General features: G+C 63.2%; 13 protein-coding genes. 4 read left to right on the plus strand and 9 right to left on the minus strand.

Going from position 1 to position 17,168, the window contains the following annotated elements:
• Nucleotides 1–727: 727 nt before the first annotated feature.
• Together OGL92_RS16865 and OGL92_RS16870 are read right to left on the minus strand one after the other, a co-directional pair.
• Nucleotides 728–1,834, minus strand: coding sequence for a DNA topoisomerase IB (locus OGL92_RS16865; protein ID WP_263145675.1), 1,107 nt, complete (start codon nucleotides 1,832–1,834; stop codon nucleotides 728–730).
• A gap of 336 nt (nucleotides 1,835–2,170) precedes the next feature.
• A complete protein-coding gene (locus OGL92_RS16870) occupies nucleotides 2,171–2,440 on the minus strand; it encodes a hypothetical protein (RefSeq protein ID WP_263145676.1) in 270 nt (89 codons plus the stop codon).
• Nucleotides 2,441–2,860: 420 nt separating this feature from the next.
• Between OGL92_RS16870 and OGL92_RS16875 the strand changes: the two genes are divergently transcribed.
• The 3 genes from OGL92_RS16875 (at nucleotide 2,861) to OGL92_RS16885 (ending at nucleotide 5,479) form a co-directional block, all read left to right on the plus strand.
• Nucleotides 2,861–3,121: a DUF1652 domain-containing protein gene (locus OGL92_RS16875; RefSeq protein ID WP_263145679.1), complete on the plus strand. Its 261-nt coding sequence runs from the start codon at nucleotides 2,861–2,863 to the stop codon at nucleotides 3,119–3,121.
• A gap of 437 nt (nucleotides 3,122–3,558) precedes the next feature.
• A complete protein-coding gene (locus tag OGL92_RS16880) occupies nucleotides 3,559–4,389 on the plus strand; it encodes an undecaprenyl-diphosphate phosphatase (protein WP_263145681.1) in 831 nt (276 codons plus the stop codon).
• 112 nt (nucleotides 4,390–4,501) lie between these two features.
• Nucleotides 4,502–5,479, plus strand: coding sequence for an alpha/beta hydrolase (locus tag OGL92_RS16885; RefSeq protein ID WP_263145684.1), 978 nt, complete (start codon nucleotides 4,502–4,504; stop codon nucleotides 5,477–5,479).
• An 85-nt stretch (nucleotides 5,480–5,564) separates the two neighbouring features.
• Here OGL92_RS16885 and fabI read toward each other — a convergent pair whose 3' ends face one another.
• From fabI to OGL92_RS16915, 6 genes are read right to left on the minus strand one after another with little or no spacing between them, the layout of a single operon-like run.
• Nucleotides 5,565–6,359 (minus strand): enoyl-ACP reductase FabI, encoded by a 795-nt coding sequence (gene fabI / locus OGL92_RS16890; RefSeq protein WP_263145687.1) that lies wholly within the window; start codon nucleotides 6,357–6,359, stop codon nucleotides 5,565–5,567.
• A gap of 19 nt (nucleotides 6,360–6,378) precedes the next feature.
• Nucleotides 6,379–7,995, minus strand: coding sequence for an ABC transporter ATP-binding protein (locus OGL92_RS16895; protein ID WP_263145691.1), 1,617 nt, complete (start codon nucleotides 7,993–7,995; stop codon nucleotides 6,379–6,381).
• A gap of 3 nt (nucleotides 7,996–7,998) precedes the next feature.
• Nucleotides 7,999–9,018: an ABC transporter permease gene (locus OGL92_RS16900; RefSeq protein WP_263145694.1), complete on the minus strand. Its 1,020-nt coding sequence runs from the start codon at nucleotides 9,016–9,018 to the stop codon at nucleotides 7,999–8,001.
• A gap of 1 nt (nucleotide 9,019) precedes the next feature.
• Nucleotides 9,020–10,105 carry a microcin C ABC transporter permease YejB gene (locus OGL92_RS16905; protein WP_263145696.1) on the minus strand — a complete coding sequence of 362 codons (1,086 nt, stop codon included), beginning with the start codon at nucleotides 10,103–10,105 and terminating at the stop codon, nucleotides 9,020–9,022.
• Nucleotides 10,106–11,977 carry an extracellular solute-binding protein gene (locus OGL92_RS16910; protein ID WP_263145699.1) on the minus strand — a complete coding sequence of 624 codons (1,872 nt, stop codon included), beginning with the start codon at nucleotides 11,975–11,977 and terminating at the stop codon, nucleotides 10,106–10,108.
• Nucleotides 11,974–13,803 carry an extracellular solute-binding protein gene (locus tag OGL92_RS16915; protein ID WP_263145822.1) on the minus strand — a complete coding sequence of 610 codons (1,830 nt, stop codon included), beginning with the start codon at nucleotides 13,801–13,803 and terminating at the stop codon, nucleotides 11,974–11,976. Before OGL92_RS16915 ends, OGL92_RS16910 begins: the two co-directional genes overlap by 4 nt.
• A gap of 297 nt (nucleotides 13,804–14,100) precedes the next feature.
• Here OGL92_RS16915 and OGL92_RS16920 point away from each other — a divergent pair, with 297 nt between their 5' ends.
• Complete coding sequence (locus OGL92_RS16920; protein WP_263145702.1) at nucleotides 14,101–15,528, plus strand: HDOD domain-containing protein; 1,428 nt, start codon at nucleotides 14,101–14,103, stop codon at nucleotides 15,526–15,528.
• On the opposite strand, the gene OGL92_RS16925 is transcribed toward OGL92_RS16920, so the two are convergent.
• Nucleotides 15,525–17,159, minus strand: a complete 1,635-nt coding sequence (locus OGL92_RS16925) for a lytic transglycosylase domain-containing protein (protein WP_263145705.1) — start codon at nucleotides 17,157–17,159, stop codon at nucleotides 15,525–15,527. The genes OGL92_RS16920 and OGL92_RS16925 overlap by 4 nt on opposite strands.
• Between the last annotated feature and the right edge of the window lie 9 nt (nucleotides 17,160–17,168).

The raw sequence follows: 17,168 nt of genomic DNA on the forward strand, positions 1-17,168 counted from the left end.
AGAGAGTGCTTACTGGCAATGTGGTTGAAGAACTGTTGGCTGTTATACCGCTGGAATTCTCCCCCAACGGACAGAGGGGATGCATTAAGGATCGTCCCTATCTCGATGGCAGTACCCGGCGAACTCGATGGCTGGTAGGGATTTGGGCACTTCCAGAGCCAAGGCATCGCGCATGGCTTTTACACACCAACTTAAACGAAGTCTCATGGCTTTGCGGTGTTACACCAGAACACCGAGTTCGGTCTGCGCAGAGAGAGATAATCAGGAACTCTCCACATTTAGTGTGGCAGCTGCACAGCACATTCAGAGCAAAACAAGTCGTCAATTCGTGGCTGGCTTCGACTGCGATTATGTGAGTCCAGAGTGCCGCTTGTGCACCTCCCCACATCGCCAACGCGCGAGGTCAGAGCCATTCTCAATGGGAAAGGCTGATTGCAAGCCTTGAGGGTTGGCCTGAAGTTCCAGAACGCCTTCCTGTCCGCGCGTTCCGCTCACTTGAGCGATAAGCTCGCCCTTGTGAGCCATTCCCATCGGCTGATCGCAGCCCTGCTTGATGCGCTCCTGCCTCTCACATCCCAGAAACGAAAAAGCCCGCACTAGGCGGGCTTTTTAGCGTTCGATCGACTTCGATAATCGACCCAAGGTATCTGGCGCATCCGGCGGGATTCGAACCCACGACCCCTGCCTTCGGAGGGCAGTACTCTACCCAACTGAGCTAACAAGGCGCTCAGGACGTCTGCTCGGCGTTCAGGCCTTCTAGGAAAGTGATCAATGCGACTTCTTCGGGACGCAGTCCCTTGCGTGCTCGGGCCTTTCGGACATTGGATAGGTCGCCATTCAGATAGGCATCGAGGACCGCCGGGTGGATATAGCATTTCCGGCAGACCGCTGGTGTATTTCCGAGTTGGTTGGACACTTCCTTGATGATCGCTACGACTTGCTTCTTCGCATCCGCCTCGTCTTTCCAGGGTAATTCCCGCAGGGAAGCCAGGGCCAGTGCGCTGCCCGCCCAGGTTCGATAATCCTTGGCCGTGAAGTCGCTACCCGATTGTTCTTGAAGGTAGAGGTTTACATCGGACGAATTGATGGTATGGCGAACGCCCTCGTCATCGAGATATTGAAAAAGATGCTGACCGGGCAGGTCCATGCAGCGTTTGATGATTCTGGCCAGACGGGGATGTTTCAGGCTGACATTGTGTTCGACACCACTTTTACCGCGGAAGTGAAAGCGGATGGCTTGCCCTTTGACTTCGACATGGCGATTACGCAGCGTGGTCAGCCCAAAGGACTTATTATCGCGTGCATATTGCATGTTTCCGACTCGAATCAGCGTGGAGTCGAGCAAGCTGACCACTGTGGCCATGACCTTGGCCCGCCCTAGATCGCGTTTGTTCAGATCAGCCTCGATCTTCGCGCGCAGTTTGGGCAGCGTGCGTCCGAACTCCAGCAGGCGTTCATATTTATTGGCGTCGCGAATCTCTCTCCAACGTTCATGGTACCGATATTGTTTTCGACCTTTCGCATCACGACCTGTGGCTTGTAAATGACCCTTCGGGTCATTGCATATCCAGACATCCGTATAAGCCGGAGGGATTACCAGCTTGTTTATCCGCTTTATAGTTTCTTCGTCTCGAATTCTCTGATTATGTTCGTCGAAGTACGCAAACTTGCCACGCAGTAGGCGTCGCCTTATGCCGGGTCGGCTGTCGTCTACATAAACCAAATCCGCTGGAAGAGTAGGGCAGAGCAGCGTTCCGGTATCGCTGTATTCATCCTGTGGAACAGGACGAATACCCTCGGCCAAGGGGGGAACGCTAGAAGTGGATGTGCTCATGAGTTCCTCGGCTGACAAAGGGATTGCGGATCGTGACGGAGGGACGGCGTATGGGTGTTCAAACGCCGCTATTCGCGAATGTCGCTATGGAAGTTCGACGCTGGAAATGAAGTCGCCCTGCTGAAGGGCCTACCGAAAGAAACGCAGCCTGGCTTTCTGGCCAGGGATACATGGACGAACGAATACATCGAACCGCCAGTGGCGTGCGTTGGGTGACTTGCATGACATGACTCCGAGGGCGACAAAAAATAGACACCGGATGGCTCGGAGAAATTCTGATGAAGCTGCGTCGGGTGGCGAACGAAGGACGGCCTGGAAGGCCGTCCTTCAGCGGATTCAGTCAGGCATGCTCCACGGCGCGAGCATGTAGCCTTTGTTGCAGAGCTCTTCGCGGGACTGTTCGAGGATAGTCGCCAGTTTTTGCGGATCGCAATAAGTGCTGCTCGGGATCTTCGAATGGCCCAGCAGGCGAGTACTGGTTTTGTCCAATACGCTGATGTCCAGTTCGCCGCTTCCGTCTTGCGGAGCCCAGGCTATGCATTGGAAAGGTTGGAAAGCTCGGCCGGTGATAAGCAACGCTTCATTGAAGCGGAGTGGGGCGTTCATTGAATGTCTCCAGGGTTGCCCGTGAGTAGTAGCTCGTCGAGAGCGCTTGCCGACACCTATCGCTGCCCTCCTAGCGTTGATGACATTTATAGACTCGTAAGTCACATAGTGTCGCTAAAGTGATCCTCTATGTCGTTTTACCGATGTGGTAAGCCGATGTGGGCACTCCGACCGGTGTCTCGCTGACTCATAGACCTCGGACTAATAAAAGTTCGCTGCCGTTCGTCTGAATATTCCCGGCTTTTTTCGTGAGCGCGAAAATTTACTTCAATGAAGGCGCGGACTTAGTCGCCTTGTAAGGAAGCGGCGGCAAAATAGCGCGGGGAAGAACACCGGAAAAGCTGGTTTTCCTCGGTAGGAGCGCTACTTTCAGATAGCTGAAAGGCCGCTGTGAAAGTCCCTGAGTGTGACGGAGGCGCCATGACCCATTTCTCGTTTCCCAGGGCTTGCGAACTGATGCGTAGCTATTTCAAGCCGCTGGATTTCACCGCCACACTGGATTCGCCACGCAGCTTGCGCGCGCAGGTAATGGACCCCGCCTCCGGTGACGTCCTGCTCACGGTGACCGGCATAGCCTGCTCCACACAGCTGTCGCTGGGCGATATAGAACGTATCGTCAGCACCGTACGTTCCGATCTGCAGGCTCTTGCCTTGCAGCGGATCTTGCCCCAGGCCAGTTGAGGCGATAGCCAGACAGCACGTTTTGCGCTGCCGGCATCCGGTAGACGCGCTCCTGTTCATGCGTTCGTCGATCTCGCCAGAAACGCTTATCCGATCACTTCGCCACGCCGCTCCTTCCTGCCTGCAAAGTGCCGCCTATGGCCTTGAGCCGGTTCTCCCCCACGGTGCTTGGCGATCGAGAATTCTCCCGAATACTCCCTCGTTTGATGGGTTTCCCATAGAACGCAAATTGCGTTTTCAACTAATGGCGTGGTTTGACTGGCCATCGTGGAACGATTCCTGACTTTTCTCGGTCTTTTCACTTTTCTTCAACACTAGGCTTGGTAGCATGCCGCGCGGCGCAAGCCAGTCTGGATGTTTGTATTGTGTGTCAGCGGAGCCAGCCTTTATGGCACGAGGGCTCCAGCCGTTCCCATACGTAGGGTCAAGAGGTGTCGATGGATTTTTGGGTTGCGGCTCAAGCACTGATTTTAGGTATCGTCGAAGGCCTTACGGAATTCCTGCCGATTTCCAGCACCGGACATCAGATCATCGCCGCAGACCTGCTAGGGTTCGGTGGCGAGCGTGCGATGGCCTTCAATATCATCATCCAGTTGGGCGCGATCCTGGCGGTCGTCTGGGAATTTCGCCGCAAGATAGGCGCTGTCGTGCTCGGCCTGCCCCATGAGCCTCGGGATCGGCGTTTCGCGTGCAACCTGTTGATCGCCTTCCTGCCAGCCGTCTTCCTGGGCGTGCTCTGCTCGGATGCGATCCACCGCTACCTGTTCAACCCGCTCACAGTGGCGGCCGCTTTGGTAATAGGGGGGGGGGTCATGCTCTGGGCCGAGCGCCGGCAGCATGCCGTGCGGGTCGAGACCCTGGAGCAGATGCGCTGGAGCGATGCGCTGAAGATCGGCATGGCACAGTGCTTGGCGATGATCCCGGGCACCTCGCGTTCCGGCGCGACCATCATCGGTGGCCTGCTGTTCGGGCTGTCGCGGCAGACGGCGACCGAGTTTTCCTTCTTCCTGGCAATGCCGACCATGGTGGGTGCGGCGGTCTATTCCGGCTACAAGTATCGCGATCTGTTCCTGCCCGGCGATCTGCCGGTGTTCGCGATCGGGTTCGTGACGGCATTCCTCTTCGCGATGATCGCCGTGCGGGGTCTGTTGAAGTTCATCGCCCACCATAGTTATGCGGCCTTCGCCTGGTACCGGATCGTATTCGGCCTATTGATCCTCGCCACCTGGCAGTTCGGCCTGATCGATTGGAGCAGCGCCCAAGGTTGATCGTCTTCCCGGTATTCAGAGGGTCGATGGAGGCGACGCCTGAGGCTGGTTTTTGGCAGAGTGAGGGATTCGGCGACCCGCCCCGGGTCCCTATCGATGAAGCGGAGCCTCCATGGATGCGGTCGAACATCGCCTGCTGGACGTCAAGGGTAGCCACCTCAGCCTCTACATCAGCGGCCCCGCCGAGGGTCGCCCGGTGTGGCTGCTGCATGGTTTTCCCGAATGCTGGTATGCCTGGCGGCATCAGATCGCCGCGCTGGCCGCCGAGGGCTATCGGGTATGCGTGCCCGAGATGCGCGGTTATGGCCAGAGCAGCGCACCGAGCGCCCCCGAGGCCTATGACCTGCAGAGCCTGTGCGGAGACATCCGCCTGGCGATGGATGCGCTCGGCCAGGACCGGATCGCGGTGGTGGGTCACGACTGGGGGGCTCCCGTCGCCTGGCATCTGGCCTTGCTGGAACCGCAACGTATCGCTGCGGTAGCAGGCCTGTCGGTGCCTTACGGCGGGCATGCGAAACGCTCGCCTCTGGAGTCGATGCGAAGCGCCTTCGCCGGACGCTTTCTCTACATCCTGTATTTCCAGGAGCCCGGCGTCGCCGAGGCCGAACTGGATGCCGATCCCGCGCGCACCTTGCGGATGATGATGCACGGCTGCTCCGCGGCGGTTCCCAAGGACCTGTTCCTGCGGGAAAAACCCGCGGATGCGCGTCTGCTTGACGGCATGCCGGATCCGGGCGTGCCCCCGGCGTGGTGTGGCGAGACCGCATTTCAGCACTATCTGGATAGCTTCGCCGGGCGAGGCTTTCGAGGCGCGTTGAACTGGTATCGCAATTTCGAACGCAATTGGCGCTTTGGCGAGACCCTGTCCGACGCGCGGATCGAGCAGCCGGCGTTGTACCTGCTCGGCGACAAGGACCCGGTCGGCACGCTGGAAGCCCAGGCCCTGAAGCGTATGCCCGAGTGCGTGCCGCGATTGGAACAGCACCTGTTGGAGGCATGCGGCCACTGGATGCAAGGCGAACGCCCTGCCGAGGTGAATGCCTATCTGGTGAACTTCCTCGGCCGGCACTATCCGGCCCATGGCGGCTGACTGCCTTCCGCCGGCGAATGCGCGGTAGTGACGGCAACCCAAGAAAAAGGCCGCTCAAAGCGGCCTTTTTTCCTTCAGGGCAGCGTCAGTCTTCCATGGCGCCCATGGCGGTGGTGTTGAAACCGCCGTCCACGTAGAGGATTTCGCCGCTGATCCCCGAAGCCAGGTCGGAGCAGAGGAAGGCTCCGGCATTACCCACTTCGTCGATGGTCACGTTGCGGCGTAGCGGAGTCTGCTTCTCGTTGGCGGCGAGCATCTTGCGGAAGCTCTTGATACCGGAGGCGGCGAGGGTACGGATGGGGCCGGCGGAGATGGCGTTGACGCGGGTACCTTCCGGGCCGAGGCTGCCGGCCAGGTAGCGCACGCCGGCTTCCAGGCTGGCCTTGGCCATGCCCATCACGTTGTAGTTCGGCATGGTTCGCTCGGCGCCCAGGTACGACAGGGTCAGCAGGCTGCCGTTGCGGCCCTTCATCAGCTCGCGGCCGGCCTTGGCCAAGGCGACGAAGCTGTAGGCGCTGATGTCGTGGGCGATGTGGAAGCCCTCACGGGTGGTGACCGCGGTGAAGTCGCCGTCGAGCTGGTCGCCCGGGGCGAAGCCGACCGAGTGGACGATGATGTCCAGGCCGTCCCATTTCTTGCCGAGGGCCTCGAACACCGCGGCGATGTCGTCGTCGTTGGCCACGTCGCAGGGGAAGCACAGCTCCGGGTTGGAGCCCCAGCCCGCGGCGAACTCTTCGACGCGACCCTTGAGTTTTTCGTTCTGGTAGGTGAAGGCCAGCTCCGCGCCTTCCCGGTGCATGGCGGCGGCAATGCCCGAAGCGATCGACAGTTTGCTGGCGACACCGACGATCAATACCCGCTTACCGGTGAGAAATCCCATTGTTCCGTTCCTCTTCCTGCTATCTGGATGAATCGGCGGTTGCCGGCACCACGAAGGCTGCCTCCAGCAACTGCCGCGTATAAGGGTGGCGGGGCGCCGCGAAGATGGCGTCGGCCGGCCCCTGTTCCACCACCTGTCCCTGCTTCATCACCATCAACTGGTGGCTCAGCGCCCTGACCACCGCCAGGTCGTGGCTGATGAACAGGTAGGTCAGGTCGTGCTTGCTCTGCAGCGCGCGCAGCAGTTCCACGACTTGGCGCTGTACCGTGCGATCGAGCGCCGAAGTGGGCTCGTCGAGCAGAATCAGCGCCGGCTTCAACACCAGCGCGCGGGCGATGGCGATACGTTGCCGCTGCCCGCCGGAAAACTCGTGGGGGTAGCGATGCCGGGTGTCCGGGTCCAACCCCACTTCCACGAGCGCTTCGACGATCGCCCGTTCCTGTTCGGCCGCGTTGCCGATCCGGTGGATCGCCAGGCCTTCGCCGACGATCTGGCCCACCGACATGCGCGGGCTGAGGCTGCCGTAAGGGTCCTGGAAGACCGCCTGCATCTGCCTCCGCAACGGCCGCACGTCCTTTTGCGACAAGCCTTGCAGCGATTGCCCCTGGAAACGGATCGCGCCCTGGCTGCCGAGCAGCCGCAGGATCGCCAGGCCCAGGGTGGACTTGCCCGAACCGCTCTCGCCGACGATGCCGAGGGTCTGCCCCCTGGGCAGGCTGAAATCGACGCCATCGACGGCCTTCACGTGATCGGCCGTTCGCCGCAACAGCCCCTTGCGGATCGGAAACCACACCCGCACGTCCTCGACTTCCAGCAACGGCGGGCCGGCTTCCACCGGAACCGGCTCGCCGCTGGGTTCGGCGGCGAGCAGCTCGCGGGTGTAGGCATGCTGCGGCGCGCGGAACAGCTCGTCACACGATGCCTGTTCGACGACACGTCCGCGCTGCATGACACATACGCGTTGCGCGATCCGTCTGACCAGGTTGAGATCGTGGCTGATCAGCAGCAGCGACATGCCCAGGCGCGCCTGCAATTCCTTGAGCAACAGCAGGATCTTCAACTGCACGGTGACGTCCAGCGCAGTGGTCGGTTCGTCGGCGATCAGCAGTTCCGGCTCGTTGGCCAGGGCCATGGCGATCATCACGCGCTGGCGCTGGCCGCCGGACAGTTCGTGGGGATAGGCATTCAGGCGCTTGTGCGGTTCGGGCAGGCCGACCAGTTCGAGCAGCTCCAGGGTGCGTCGTCGCGCGGCCGCGCCGGTCAGGCCCTTGTGCAGGGCGAGGATCTCGCCGATCTGCTTCTGGATGCTGTGCAGGGGGTTGAGGGAGGTCATGGGTTCCTGGAACACCATGGCGATGCGGTTGCCGCGAATGCCGCGCAGCCGTGATTCGCTCAGGGTGAGCAGGTCTTCGCCGGCATACCGGATGCTGCCGCTGGGATGGTGGGCCATGGGGTAGGGCAGCAGGCGCAGGATCGAGTGGGCGGTCACCGATTTGCCGGAACCGCTCTCGCCCACCAACGCCAGGGTCTCGCCCTTGCGGATGTCGAAGCTCACCGCGTCGACCACGCGGGTGGCGTTGGCACCGGTGCCGAAGGCTACGGCCAGGTCGCGGATTTCGATCAGATTCTCGGACATGGCCTATTTCCTCGGGTCGAAGGCGTCGCGGACGGCTTCGCCGATGAACACCAGCAGCGACAGCATCAGCGCCAGGACGATGAACGCGCTGATGCCCAGCCAGGGCGCCTGCAAGTTGGATTTGCCCTGGGCGACCAGGTCGCCCAGGGACGGCGAGCCCGCTGGCAGGCCGAAGCCGAGGAAGTCCAGGGTGGTCAGGCTGCCGATGGCGGTGGTGAGGATGAACGGCATGAAGGTCAGGGTGGAAATCATCGCGTTGGGCAGGATATGGCGGTACATGATGGCGGTGTCGCCCATCCCCAGGGCACGGGCCGCGCGGACGTACTCCAGGTTGCGCCCGCGGAGGAATTCCGCGCGGACCACGTCCACCAGGCTCATCCAGGAAAACAGCAGGAGAATGCCCAGCAGCCACCAGAAGTTGGGCTGGACGAAACTGGAAAGGATGATCAGCAGGAACAGCACCGGCAGGCCCGACCAGATTTCCAGGAAACGCTGGCCGAGCAAGTCGACCCAGCCGCCGTAGTAACCCTGCAGGGCCCCGACGACCACCCCGATCAACGAACTGAACAGCGCCAGGGCCAGGGCGAACAGCACCGAGATGCGGAACCCGTAGATCACCCTCGCCATCACGTCGCGGCCCTGGTCGTCGGTGCCCAGCCAGTTCTGTGCCGAAGGCGGTGCCGGCGCCGGTACTTTGAGGTCGTAGTTGATGCTGTCGTAGCTGAAGCGGATCGGCGGCCAGTACATCTCGCCGTTCTTGGCCTCGATCAGCTCGCGGATGTAGGCGCTCTTGTAATTGGCTTCCAGGGGAAATTCGCCGCCGAAGGCGGTTTCCGGGTATCGCTTGAACACCGGGACATACCATTCGCCGTCGTAGCGCAGCGCCAGCGGCTTGTCGTTGGCGATCAGTTCCGCACCCAGGCTCAGGCCGAACAGGGTCAGGAAGATCCACAGCGACCACCAGCCGCGCTTGTGGGCCTTGAAGCGGTGCAGGCGACGCTGGTTGAAAGGCGAGAGGGCCATGTCAATGCCTCCGGCTTTCGAAATCGATGCGCGGATCGATCAGGGTGTAGGAAAGGTCGCTGACCAACTTGGTCAGCAGGCCGAGCAGGGAAAAGATGAACAGGGTGCCGAATACCACCGGATAGTCGCGATTGACGATGGATTCGAAGCCCAGCAGGCCGAGCCCGTCGAGGGAGAAGATCACTTCGATCAGCATCGCGCCGGAGAAGAAGATGCCCAGAAAGGCCGCGGGGAAGCCGGCGATCACCAGCAGCATGGCGTTGCGGAACACGTGGCGGTAGAGCACCTGGCGCTCGGTCAGGCCCTTGGCGCGGGCGGTGACCACGTATTGCTTGTTGATCTCGTCGAGGAAGCTGTTCTTGGTCAGCAGGGTGAGGGTGGCGAAGTTGCCGATCACCAGGGCGGTGACCGGCAGCGCCAGGTGCCAGAAGTAATCGAGGATCTTGCCGCCCAGGGACAGTTCGGCGAAATCGTTGGAGGTCAGGCCGCGCAGCGGGAACCAGTCCCAGTAGCTGCCCCCGGCGAACAGCACGATGAGCAGGATGGCGAAGAGGAACGAGGGGATCGCATAACCGACCACCACCGCCGCGCTGGTCCAGACGTCGAAGGCGGTGCCGTGGCGGATCGCCTTGGCGATACCCAGGGGAATCGAGACCAGGTAGGTGATCAGGGTGCTCCACAGGCCGAGGGAAATCGATACCGGCATTTTCTCGGCGATCAGGTCGGTGACCTTAGCGTCGCGGAAGAAACTCTGGCCGAAATCCAGGCGCAGGTAATTGCGCAGCATCAGCCAGAAGCGCTCGGGGGCCGGCTTGTCGAAGCCGTACATCTTCTCGATTTCCGCCACCAGCTCGGGGTCCAGGCCCTGGGCGCCGCGATAGGTGGAGCTGCCGCTGGCGACCTCGGAACCGCCGCCGGAGATCCGCCCGGTGGCGCCCCCGGCGGCGGCATCGAAGCCTTCGAGCTTGGCGATCATCTGTTCCACCGGGCCGCCGGGGGCGGCCTGGATGATGATGAAGTTGATCAGCAGGATGCCGAACAGGGTCGGCACGATCAGCAGCAGGCGGCGCAGGATATAGGCGAGCATTCAGGGTGCTTCCTGTGCGTACGGCGGCTCGGCCGGAGTGGGCTCGGCGACGGGAGGCGCGGCGTCTTTCTTTTGCCACCAGGTCATCAGGCCGAAGTCATAGAGCGGTACGACCGGCGGGCGCTCGAAGCGATCCCAGTAGGCGACCCGCCAACTGTCGAGGTAGTAGTTGGGCACCACGTAGTGGCCCCACAGCAGCACCCGGTCGAGGGCGCGGGCATGGACGATCAGGCTCTTGCGCGAATCGGCGCGGATCAGGCCTTCCACCAGGGTATCGATGGCCGGGTCGCGCAGCCCGATGAAGTTGCGGCTGCCGGCGCTGTCGGCGCTGCGGGAATGCCAGAACTCCATCTGCTCGTTGCCCGGCGAGTTGGACTGCGGCCAGATGCTCGAGGTCATGTCGAAGTCCCGCGAGCGCAGGCGGTTGATGTACTGGGACACGTCCACCTTGCGAATCTGCAGGTCGATGCCGAGCTCGGCGAGGTTACGCTTGAACGGCAGGATCACCCGCTCCAGATTGGCCTGGGTGATGAGGAACTCGAAGCTCAGCGGCTTGCCGGCCGCATCGACCATCTTGTCGTTTTCGATGTGATAGCCGGCCTCCAGCAGGAGCTTGTAGGCGTGGCGCTGCTGTTCGCGGATGATGCCGCTGGCGTCGCTCACCGGGGGCGCGAAGGCCTGGGTGAAGACCTCCTCGGGAATCTTTCCGCGTAACGGTTCCAGCAACTTGAGTTCTTCGGCGTCGGGCAGGCCGCTGGCGACCATTTCCGAGTTCTCGAAGAAGCTGCGGGTGCGCTTGTAGGAGCCGAAGAACAGCTGTTTGTTGGTCCATTCGAAGTCGAACAGGCTGGCGATCGCCTCGCGCACGCGCCGGTCCTGGAACAGCGGGCGGCGGATGTTGAAGGTGAAGCCCTGCATCCCCACCGGATTGTGGTTGGGAATGCTGACCTGGCGGAAACGACCGGCGCGCAGGGCCGGGCTGTCGTAGCCGGTGGCCCAGTCCTTGGCCGAGTATTCCTGATTGACGTCGAACTGATCGGCCTTGAAGGCCTCCAGGGCCACCGACATGTCGCGGTAGTAGTCGATGGCGATCACGTCGAAGTTGTAATAGCCGCGGCTCACCGGCAGATCCTTGGCCCACCAGTCCTTGACCCGCTCGTAGCGGATCGAACGGCCCGGTTCGAACTTGGCGATGCGGTAGGGGCCGCTGCCCAGCGGTGGCTCCAGGCTGGTCTTGGCGAAGTCGCGGGTGGCCCACCAGTGCTTGGGCAGTACCTGGATCTGGCCGAGGATCAAGGGCAGCTCGCGGTTGCCCGGCGCCTTGAAGTCGAAACGCACGCGCCGCGCGTCCTCGGCTTCCACCTTGGCGACATCGGCGTAGTAGTGGCGATACATGGGGTCGCCGTGCTGGGTCAGCATCTCGAAGGTGAACACCACGTCTTCGGCGGTCACCGGCGTGCCGTCGTTGAAGCGCGCCTTGGGGTTCAGGTAGAAGCGCACCGAACTGTCGTCCGCGGCCTTCTCGATCCGTTCGGCCAGCAAGCCGTATTCGGTGAAAGGCTCGTCCTGGGAATGGAAGGTCAGGGAGTCGTACAGCAGCGGCAACTGATCCGCCGGGGTGCCCTTGGGGATGAAGGGGTTGAAGCTGTCGTAGCCGTTGAGGCCGGACAGGCGGAGGGTCCCGCCCTTGGGCGCGTCGGGGTTCACGTAATCGAAATGCCGGAAGTTCGCCGGGTATTTCGGCGCTTCGTCGTAGAGCGTCAGCGCGTGCCGTGGTTCGGCGCTGGCCAGGCCGGCGAGGGCCAGCAGCAACGCGGCGCAGCCTCGCCGGGCGCAACCTCGCCGGTAGAAAGTCCCTAATACGCTATTCATCGGGCGGTCTCCGTGGGCTTCAGCCACCAGGCGCGCAGGCCCAGGGTATAGGGCGGCGTGGTGACGAAGGCGAACCGGTTGCGGTACGCCAGGCGGTGTTGATTGATGTACCAGTTGGGAATGCTGTAGTGCTGCCAGAGCAATATCCGGTCCAGGGCGCGGGTGGCGGCCACCTGTTCGTCGCGGGTGGTGGCGGCAAGCAGGGCGTCGATCATCGCGTCCGCCATGGGGTCGGCCACCCCGGCGTAGTTCTTGCCGCCGGTGACGTTGACCTGGCTGGAGTGGAAGTACAGCGACTGCTCCAGGCCGGGGCTGAGGGTTTGCGGCAAGGTCATCAACACCATGTCGTAATCGTAGCGATCGAGGCGTTGCTTGTACTGGGCGCGATCCACCGTGCGGATGTTGGCTTCGATGCCGATACTGGCGAGGTTGTCGCGATAAGGCTGCATGACGCGCTCCAGGCTGGGATTGACCAGCAGGATCTCGAAACGCAACGGCTCGCCTCGCGCGTTCACCAGGCGCTGGCCGGACAGGGTCCAGCCCTCGGCCGCCAACAGCTTCAGCGCCCGGCGCAGGCTGTCACGCGGGATGCCGCGTCCTTCGGTGCGCGGGGTATGGAAGGGCCGCTCGAACAGGCGTGCCGGCAGGCGCTGGCGATAGGGCGATAGCAGCAGCCATTCGCGGCCTTCCGGCTTGCCGGTGGCGGCGAACTCGCTGTTCGGGTAATAGCTCTCGGCGCGCAGGTAGGCGCCGTTGAACAACGCGCGATTGGTCCACTCGAAGTCGAACATCAGCCCCAGGGCTTCGCGAACCCGGCGAGTGGCGAACAGGCTGCGGCGGCTGTTCATGAACAGGGCCTGGGTCTGGGTGGGAATCCGATGGGGGATTTCCGCCTGGATCACCTCGCCCCGCGCCACGGCGGGGAAGCGATAGCCGTTGGCCCAGTTCTTCGCCTGATGCTCGATGTAGAGGTCGAATTCGCCGGCTTTGAACGCCTCGAAGGCCACGTCGCTGTCGCGGTAGAACTCCACTTCGACCCGATCGAAATTGTACTTGCCGCGGTTGACCGGCAGTTTCTCGCCCCACCAGTCCTTGATCCGCTCGAACACCAGGCGCCGACCCGGCACCACCTGCACGATCCGATAGGGCCCGCTGCCCAGCGGTGGCTCATAGGTGGTGGCCTGGAAATCGCGATGCTTCCAGTACTGCCGGGACATCACCGGCATTTCCCCCAGGCGCAGGATCAGCAGGGGATTGCCGGCGCGCTTGAAGACGAAGCGGATGCGGTGGGGCCCGAGGACATCGACGCGCTGCACTTCCTGCAGGCTGGTACGGTAGGCCGGGTGGCCCTGCTCGAGCAGGCGGCGGTAGGAAAACGCCACGTCGCGGGCGGTGACCGGCGTGTCATCGTGGAAGCGCGCTTCCTTACGCAGATCGAACACCACCCAACTGCGGTCGTCGCTGTATTCCACCTTCTCGGCGATCAACCCGTAGTTGGATGCCGGCTCGTCGCCCGAGGGGTCGTAGAGCCCGGTTCCCACCATCAGGGTTTCGTTGAGTTCGCTGACCCCGTACTGGGCGAAGTTAGCCGTGGCGATCGGGCTGGTGCCCTTGATGGTGTAGGGATTGAGGGTGTCGAAGGTGCCGAAGGCCATCAACCGCAACGTGCCGCCCTTGGGGGCGTCGGGGTTGACCCAGTCGAAATGGTCGAAACTGGCGGGATACTTGAGTAGGCCGAACTGGGCGTAGCCATGGCTCACGCTGATAGCGGCGCTGGCCGGCGCGCTGGTGGCCAGGCCGAGCAGTAAGGACAGGAGGGGACGCATCAAGTGCGCGGGTCGATCCGGGAAGGTACCAGCAGGGGGGGGCGGTTGGACGAGCGAAACAGGTTCCCGTCGAGGGAGAGCGCCCCATGGCGCACTACTGGCATGACCAAATCCGTTCTCCTCAAGCCCGGTCGGTGGGCCGGGTGCATCGTCGTTGTCCGCCGGGCTGCACGCGACGCGGCCCGGAGCCTTTTGGCGGTACAGTAACAGCTTGTATCCCCTCGAAAAAGACGGAGCGACCGATAGCCGGTGCCATCACTTTGGCTACACTGCCCGAAAGCATCCGAGGGAATCATCGTGGACACCCGTAGCCATGGTTTGCAGTCATGGGTCGATCGTTTCAATCAGGCCGAATTACCCGCCCTGGCGTCCGTGGTGCAGGATTTGCAGCAGCTGGCCACCGAGCAGCACGTATCGGTGCGGCAACTGGCGGAGGTCCTGCTGCGGGACGCGGCGCTCACCTCCAAGGTGTTGCGCATCGCCAACAGCGTCTACTACAACCCGGTGCGGGAACCCATTCGCACGCTGTCCCGGGCCATCGTGCTGATGGGCTTCGAAACCGTCCGGCTGATCGGCCTGTCGGTCAGCCTGATCGACGGTTTGCTCGGCCGCGTGCCGCGCGAACAGGTGCAGAACCTGCTCGCGCGGTCCTTCCACGGTGCAGTGCAGGCGCGCAACATCGCCGGCTATATGTTGGCCCGGCAACAGGAAGAGGTGTTCATCGGCGCGCTGTTGCAGGACCTCGGCGAACTGGCGTTCTGGGGGTGCGCCGGCGCCCAGGCCGACGAGCTCGCCGAGGCCCTGGCGCAACCGGGCGCCGACTCGGCCAGCGCGGTGCGCGAGGTGACGGGCACCAGCTTCCGCCAGTTGACCCTGGGCTTGGCGAAGAACTGGGGCCTGGGCGAAACCGTCGGGCTTTCGCAACTGGGCGGCCCGGCGGCGGACGTGGTGAACCTCGGCACGCGCATCGCCCAGGCGGCGCTGGACGGCTGGGACACGGCGGAGATGAGGGTGCTGGTCGAACGCCTGGCCCGCTTCATCGGCGTTTCTCCGGAAGACGCGCTGCGCCAGGTCCTGGCCAGCGCCGACGAAGCGGTGAAGGTGGCGGCGACCTTCGGCATCGGCACGCTTTCGCGGCTCATCCCGACGCGGGATTTCCCCGTGGGCGAGTCCCCCGCACGGCCGGCGATCCGTCCGCCGGACGCCGATCCGTTGCTGCTGGCGCGGGTGCTACAGGCGCTCGGCGCCACCTCGGCCAGCCGTGCGGAGGCAGCGTCGTTGCTCGATCTGCTGCTCGATGGCTTGCAGCGGGGCGTCGGCCTGGAGCGCGTGATGATCGCGGTGCTGGCCGACGGGCAGCGGCGCTTCCGAGCCAAGCGCGCGACTGGCGAGCAGGCCGCGGCATGGCTGGAGGGCTTCGACCTGCCGGCGCAGACCCTGGAGTCGCCGCACCTGTTCGACTACGTCCTGCGCAGCCGCGAGCCGCTATGGATGGGTATCCCCGCCACGTCCAATCTGAACGACCTGGTCACCCGACCGATGCGCGGTTGGTTCGGCCGCGGCATGTTCTTCATCGCGCCATTGATGGCCGGACACAAGAGCGTGGGTGTGCTGTATGCCGACTGTCGCCCGTCGGGGAGGGTGTTGCGCACCGAGGAGTTCGTCGCCTTTCAGCGGCTCGCCAGGGCCGCCGGCCATGGGCTGGACGCCCTGTCCAAGCGTTAGCGGCTGCCCAGGCGCAGGGTCAGGGTCTGGCCCGGCTTGAGCGCATGGCCGCTGCGTGGATTCCAGTTGCGCAGGTGCTGCATTTCCACGTTGAAACGCTTGGCGATCAGGTACATCGAATCGCCTTCCTGCACCTTGTAGTAAGTCACGTCCTGGCGCTCCGCGCGGCTGGCATCGCGCTTCGCCGTCACCGGGGCCAGCGGGGCGCGGGCGGGCGAGGCGCTGGCCACCGCGATGGGCTTGCTCGCCGCACCTTGCAGTTGCAGCACCTGGCCGACCTTGAGTTCATGGCCGGACAGCTTGTTCCAGCGCTGGATGTCCTGCACGTCGACCCGGTTCATCTTGGCGATCTGCCAGAGGTTGTCGCCGCTGCGCACTTGGTAGGCGCGGGCGGTGGCCTTGGGCGCGGTGGCGACGGCGAAACCCTGCGGCAGGGGCTCGCGCGTCTTCACGCCCGGTTGCCGCGGAATGTTCAGTTGCTGGCCGACTCGCAGACGGTTGCCGGAGATGCTGTTGAGGTCCTTGAGGGTGTCGGCGGCGACCTGATAGCGGTTGGCGATGCTTTTCAGGCTGTCGCCCTTGCGTACCCGGTATTGCTGCCAGCCCACCAGGTCCTGGGGCTTCATGTGCGACAGGTTGGCCGCCAGCAGGCCGGCCTTCTGGGTCGGCACCAGCAGGTGCTGCGGGCCGTCCAGGGTGATGCGCTTCTTGTAGGCCGGGTTGAGCTGGTACAGCTCGTCTTCCTCGATGTTGGCCAGCGCCGCGACCCGGGAAAGGTCCAACTGCTGCTTGAACTCCACCACTTCGAAGTAGGGTTGGTTGGCGATCGGGTTCAGGTTGATGCCATAGGCCACCGGCGAGAGCACCAGCTGCGAGAGCGCCAGCAGCTTGGGCACGTAGTCGCGGGTCTCCTGGGGCAGCGGCAGGTTCCAGTAATCGGTCGGCAGGCCGAGTTTCTGGTTGCGCTCCATGGCTCGGCTTACGGTGCCTTCGCCGGCGTTGTAGGCGGCCAGGGCGAGCAGCCAGTCGCCGTTGAACATGTCGTGCAGGCGCGACAGGTAGTTCAGCGCGGCGGTGGTGGAGGCGGTGATGTCGCGACGGCCGTCGTACCAGTTGGTCTGGCGCAGGTTGTAGTGGCGGCCGGTGGACGGGATGAATTGCCACAGCCCCACAGCATCGCTGCGGGAATAGGCGAAGGGGTTGTAGGCACTCTCGATCACCGGCAGCAGCGCCAGTTCCAGCGGCATGTCGCGTTCTTCGAGACGTTCCACCACGTAGTGGATGTACAGGCTGCCGCGGTTGCTGGCGTTCTCGATGAACGACGGGTTGCCGACGAACCACAGGCGTTGCTGTTCGATGCGCGGATTGACGCCGATCTCGCCTTGCAGCTTGAACCCCAGGCGCATGCGTTCCCAGATGTCCTGGGGCGGCTGCGGCGTCGGGGTTTCTGCCAGCCAGACCGGCGGATTGCGCTGCAGGGTGGCCCGCAGGTCGGGCGCCGGCGCGGTGGGCTCCACCGTTCCACCGTTGCTCTGGCAGCCGCCGAGGACGGCGGCGAGGGCTATGACGAGCGCCGGAGAGGCGCGTCCCAATGCGTCTAAATCAGGGGTTTTAGGCGACGATGGCGGCATTGGTCGGGG

It is taken from the genome of Pseudomonas sp. RIT-PI-AD, assembly GCF_025642785.1.
Lineage (GTDB): Bacteria > Pseudomonadota > Gammaproteobacteria > Pseudomonadales > Pseudomonadaceae > Pseudomonas_T.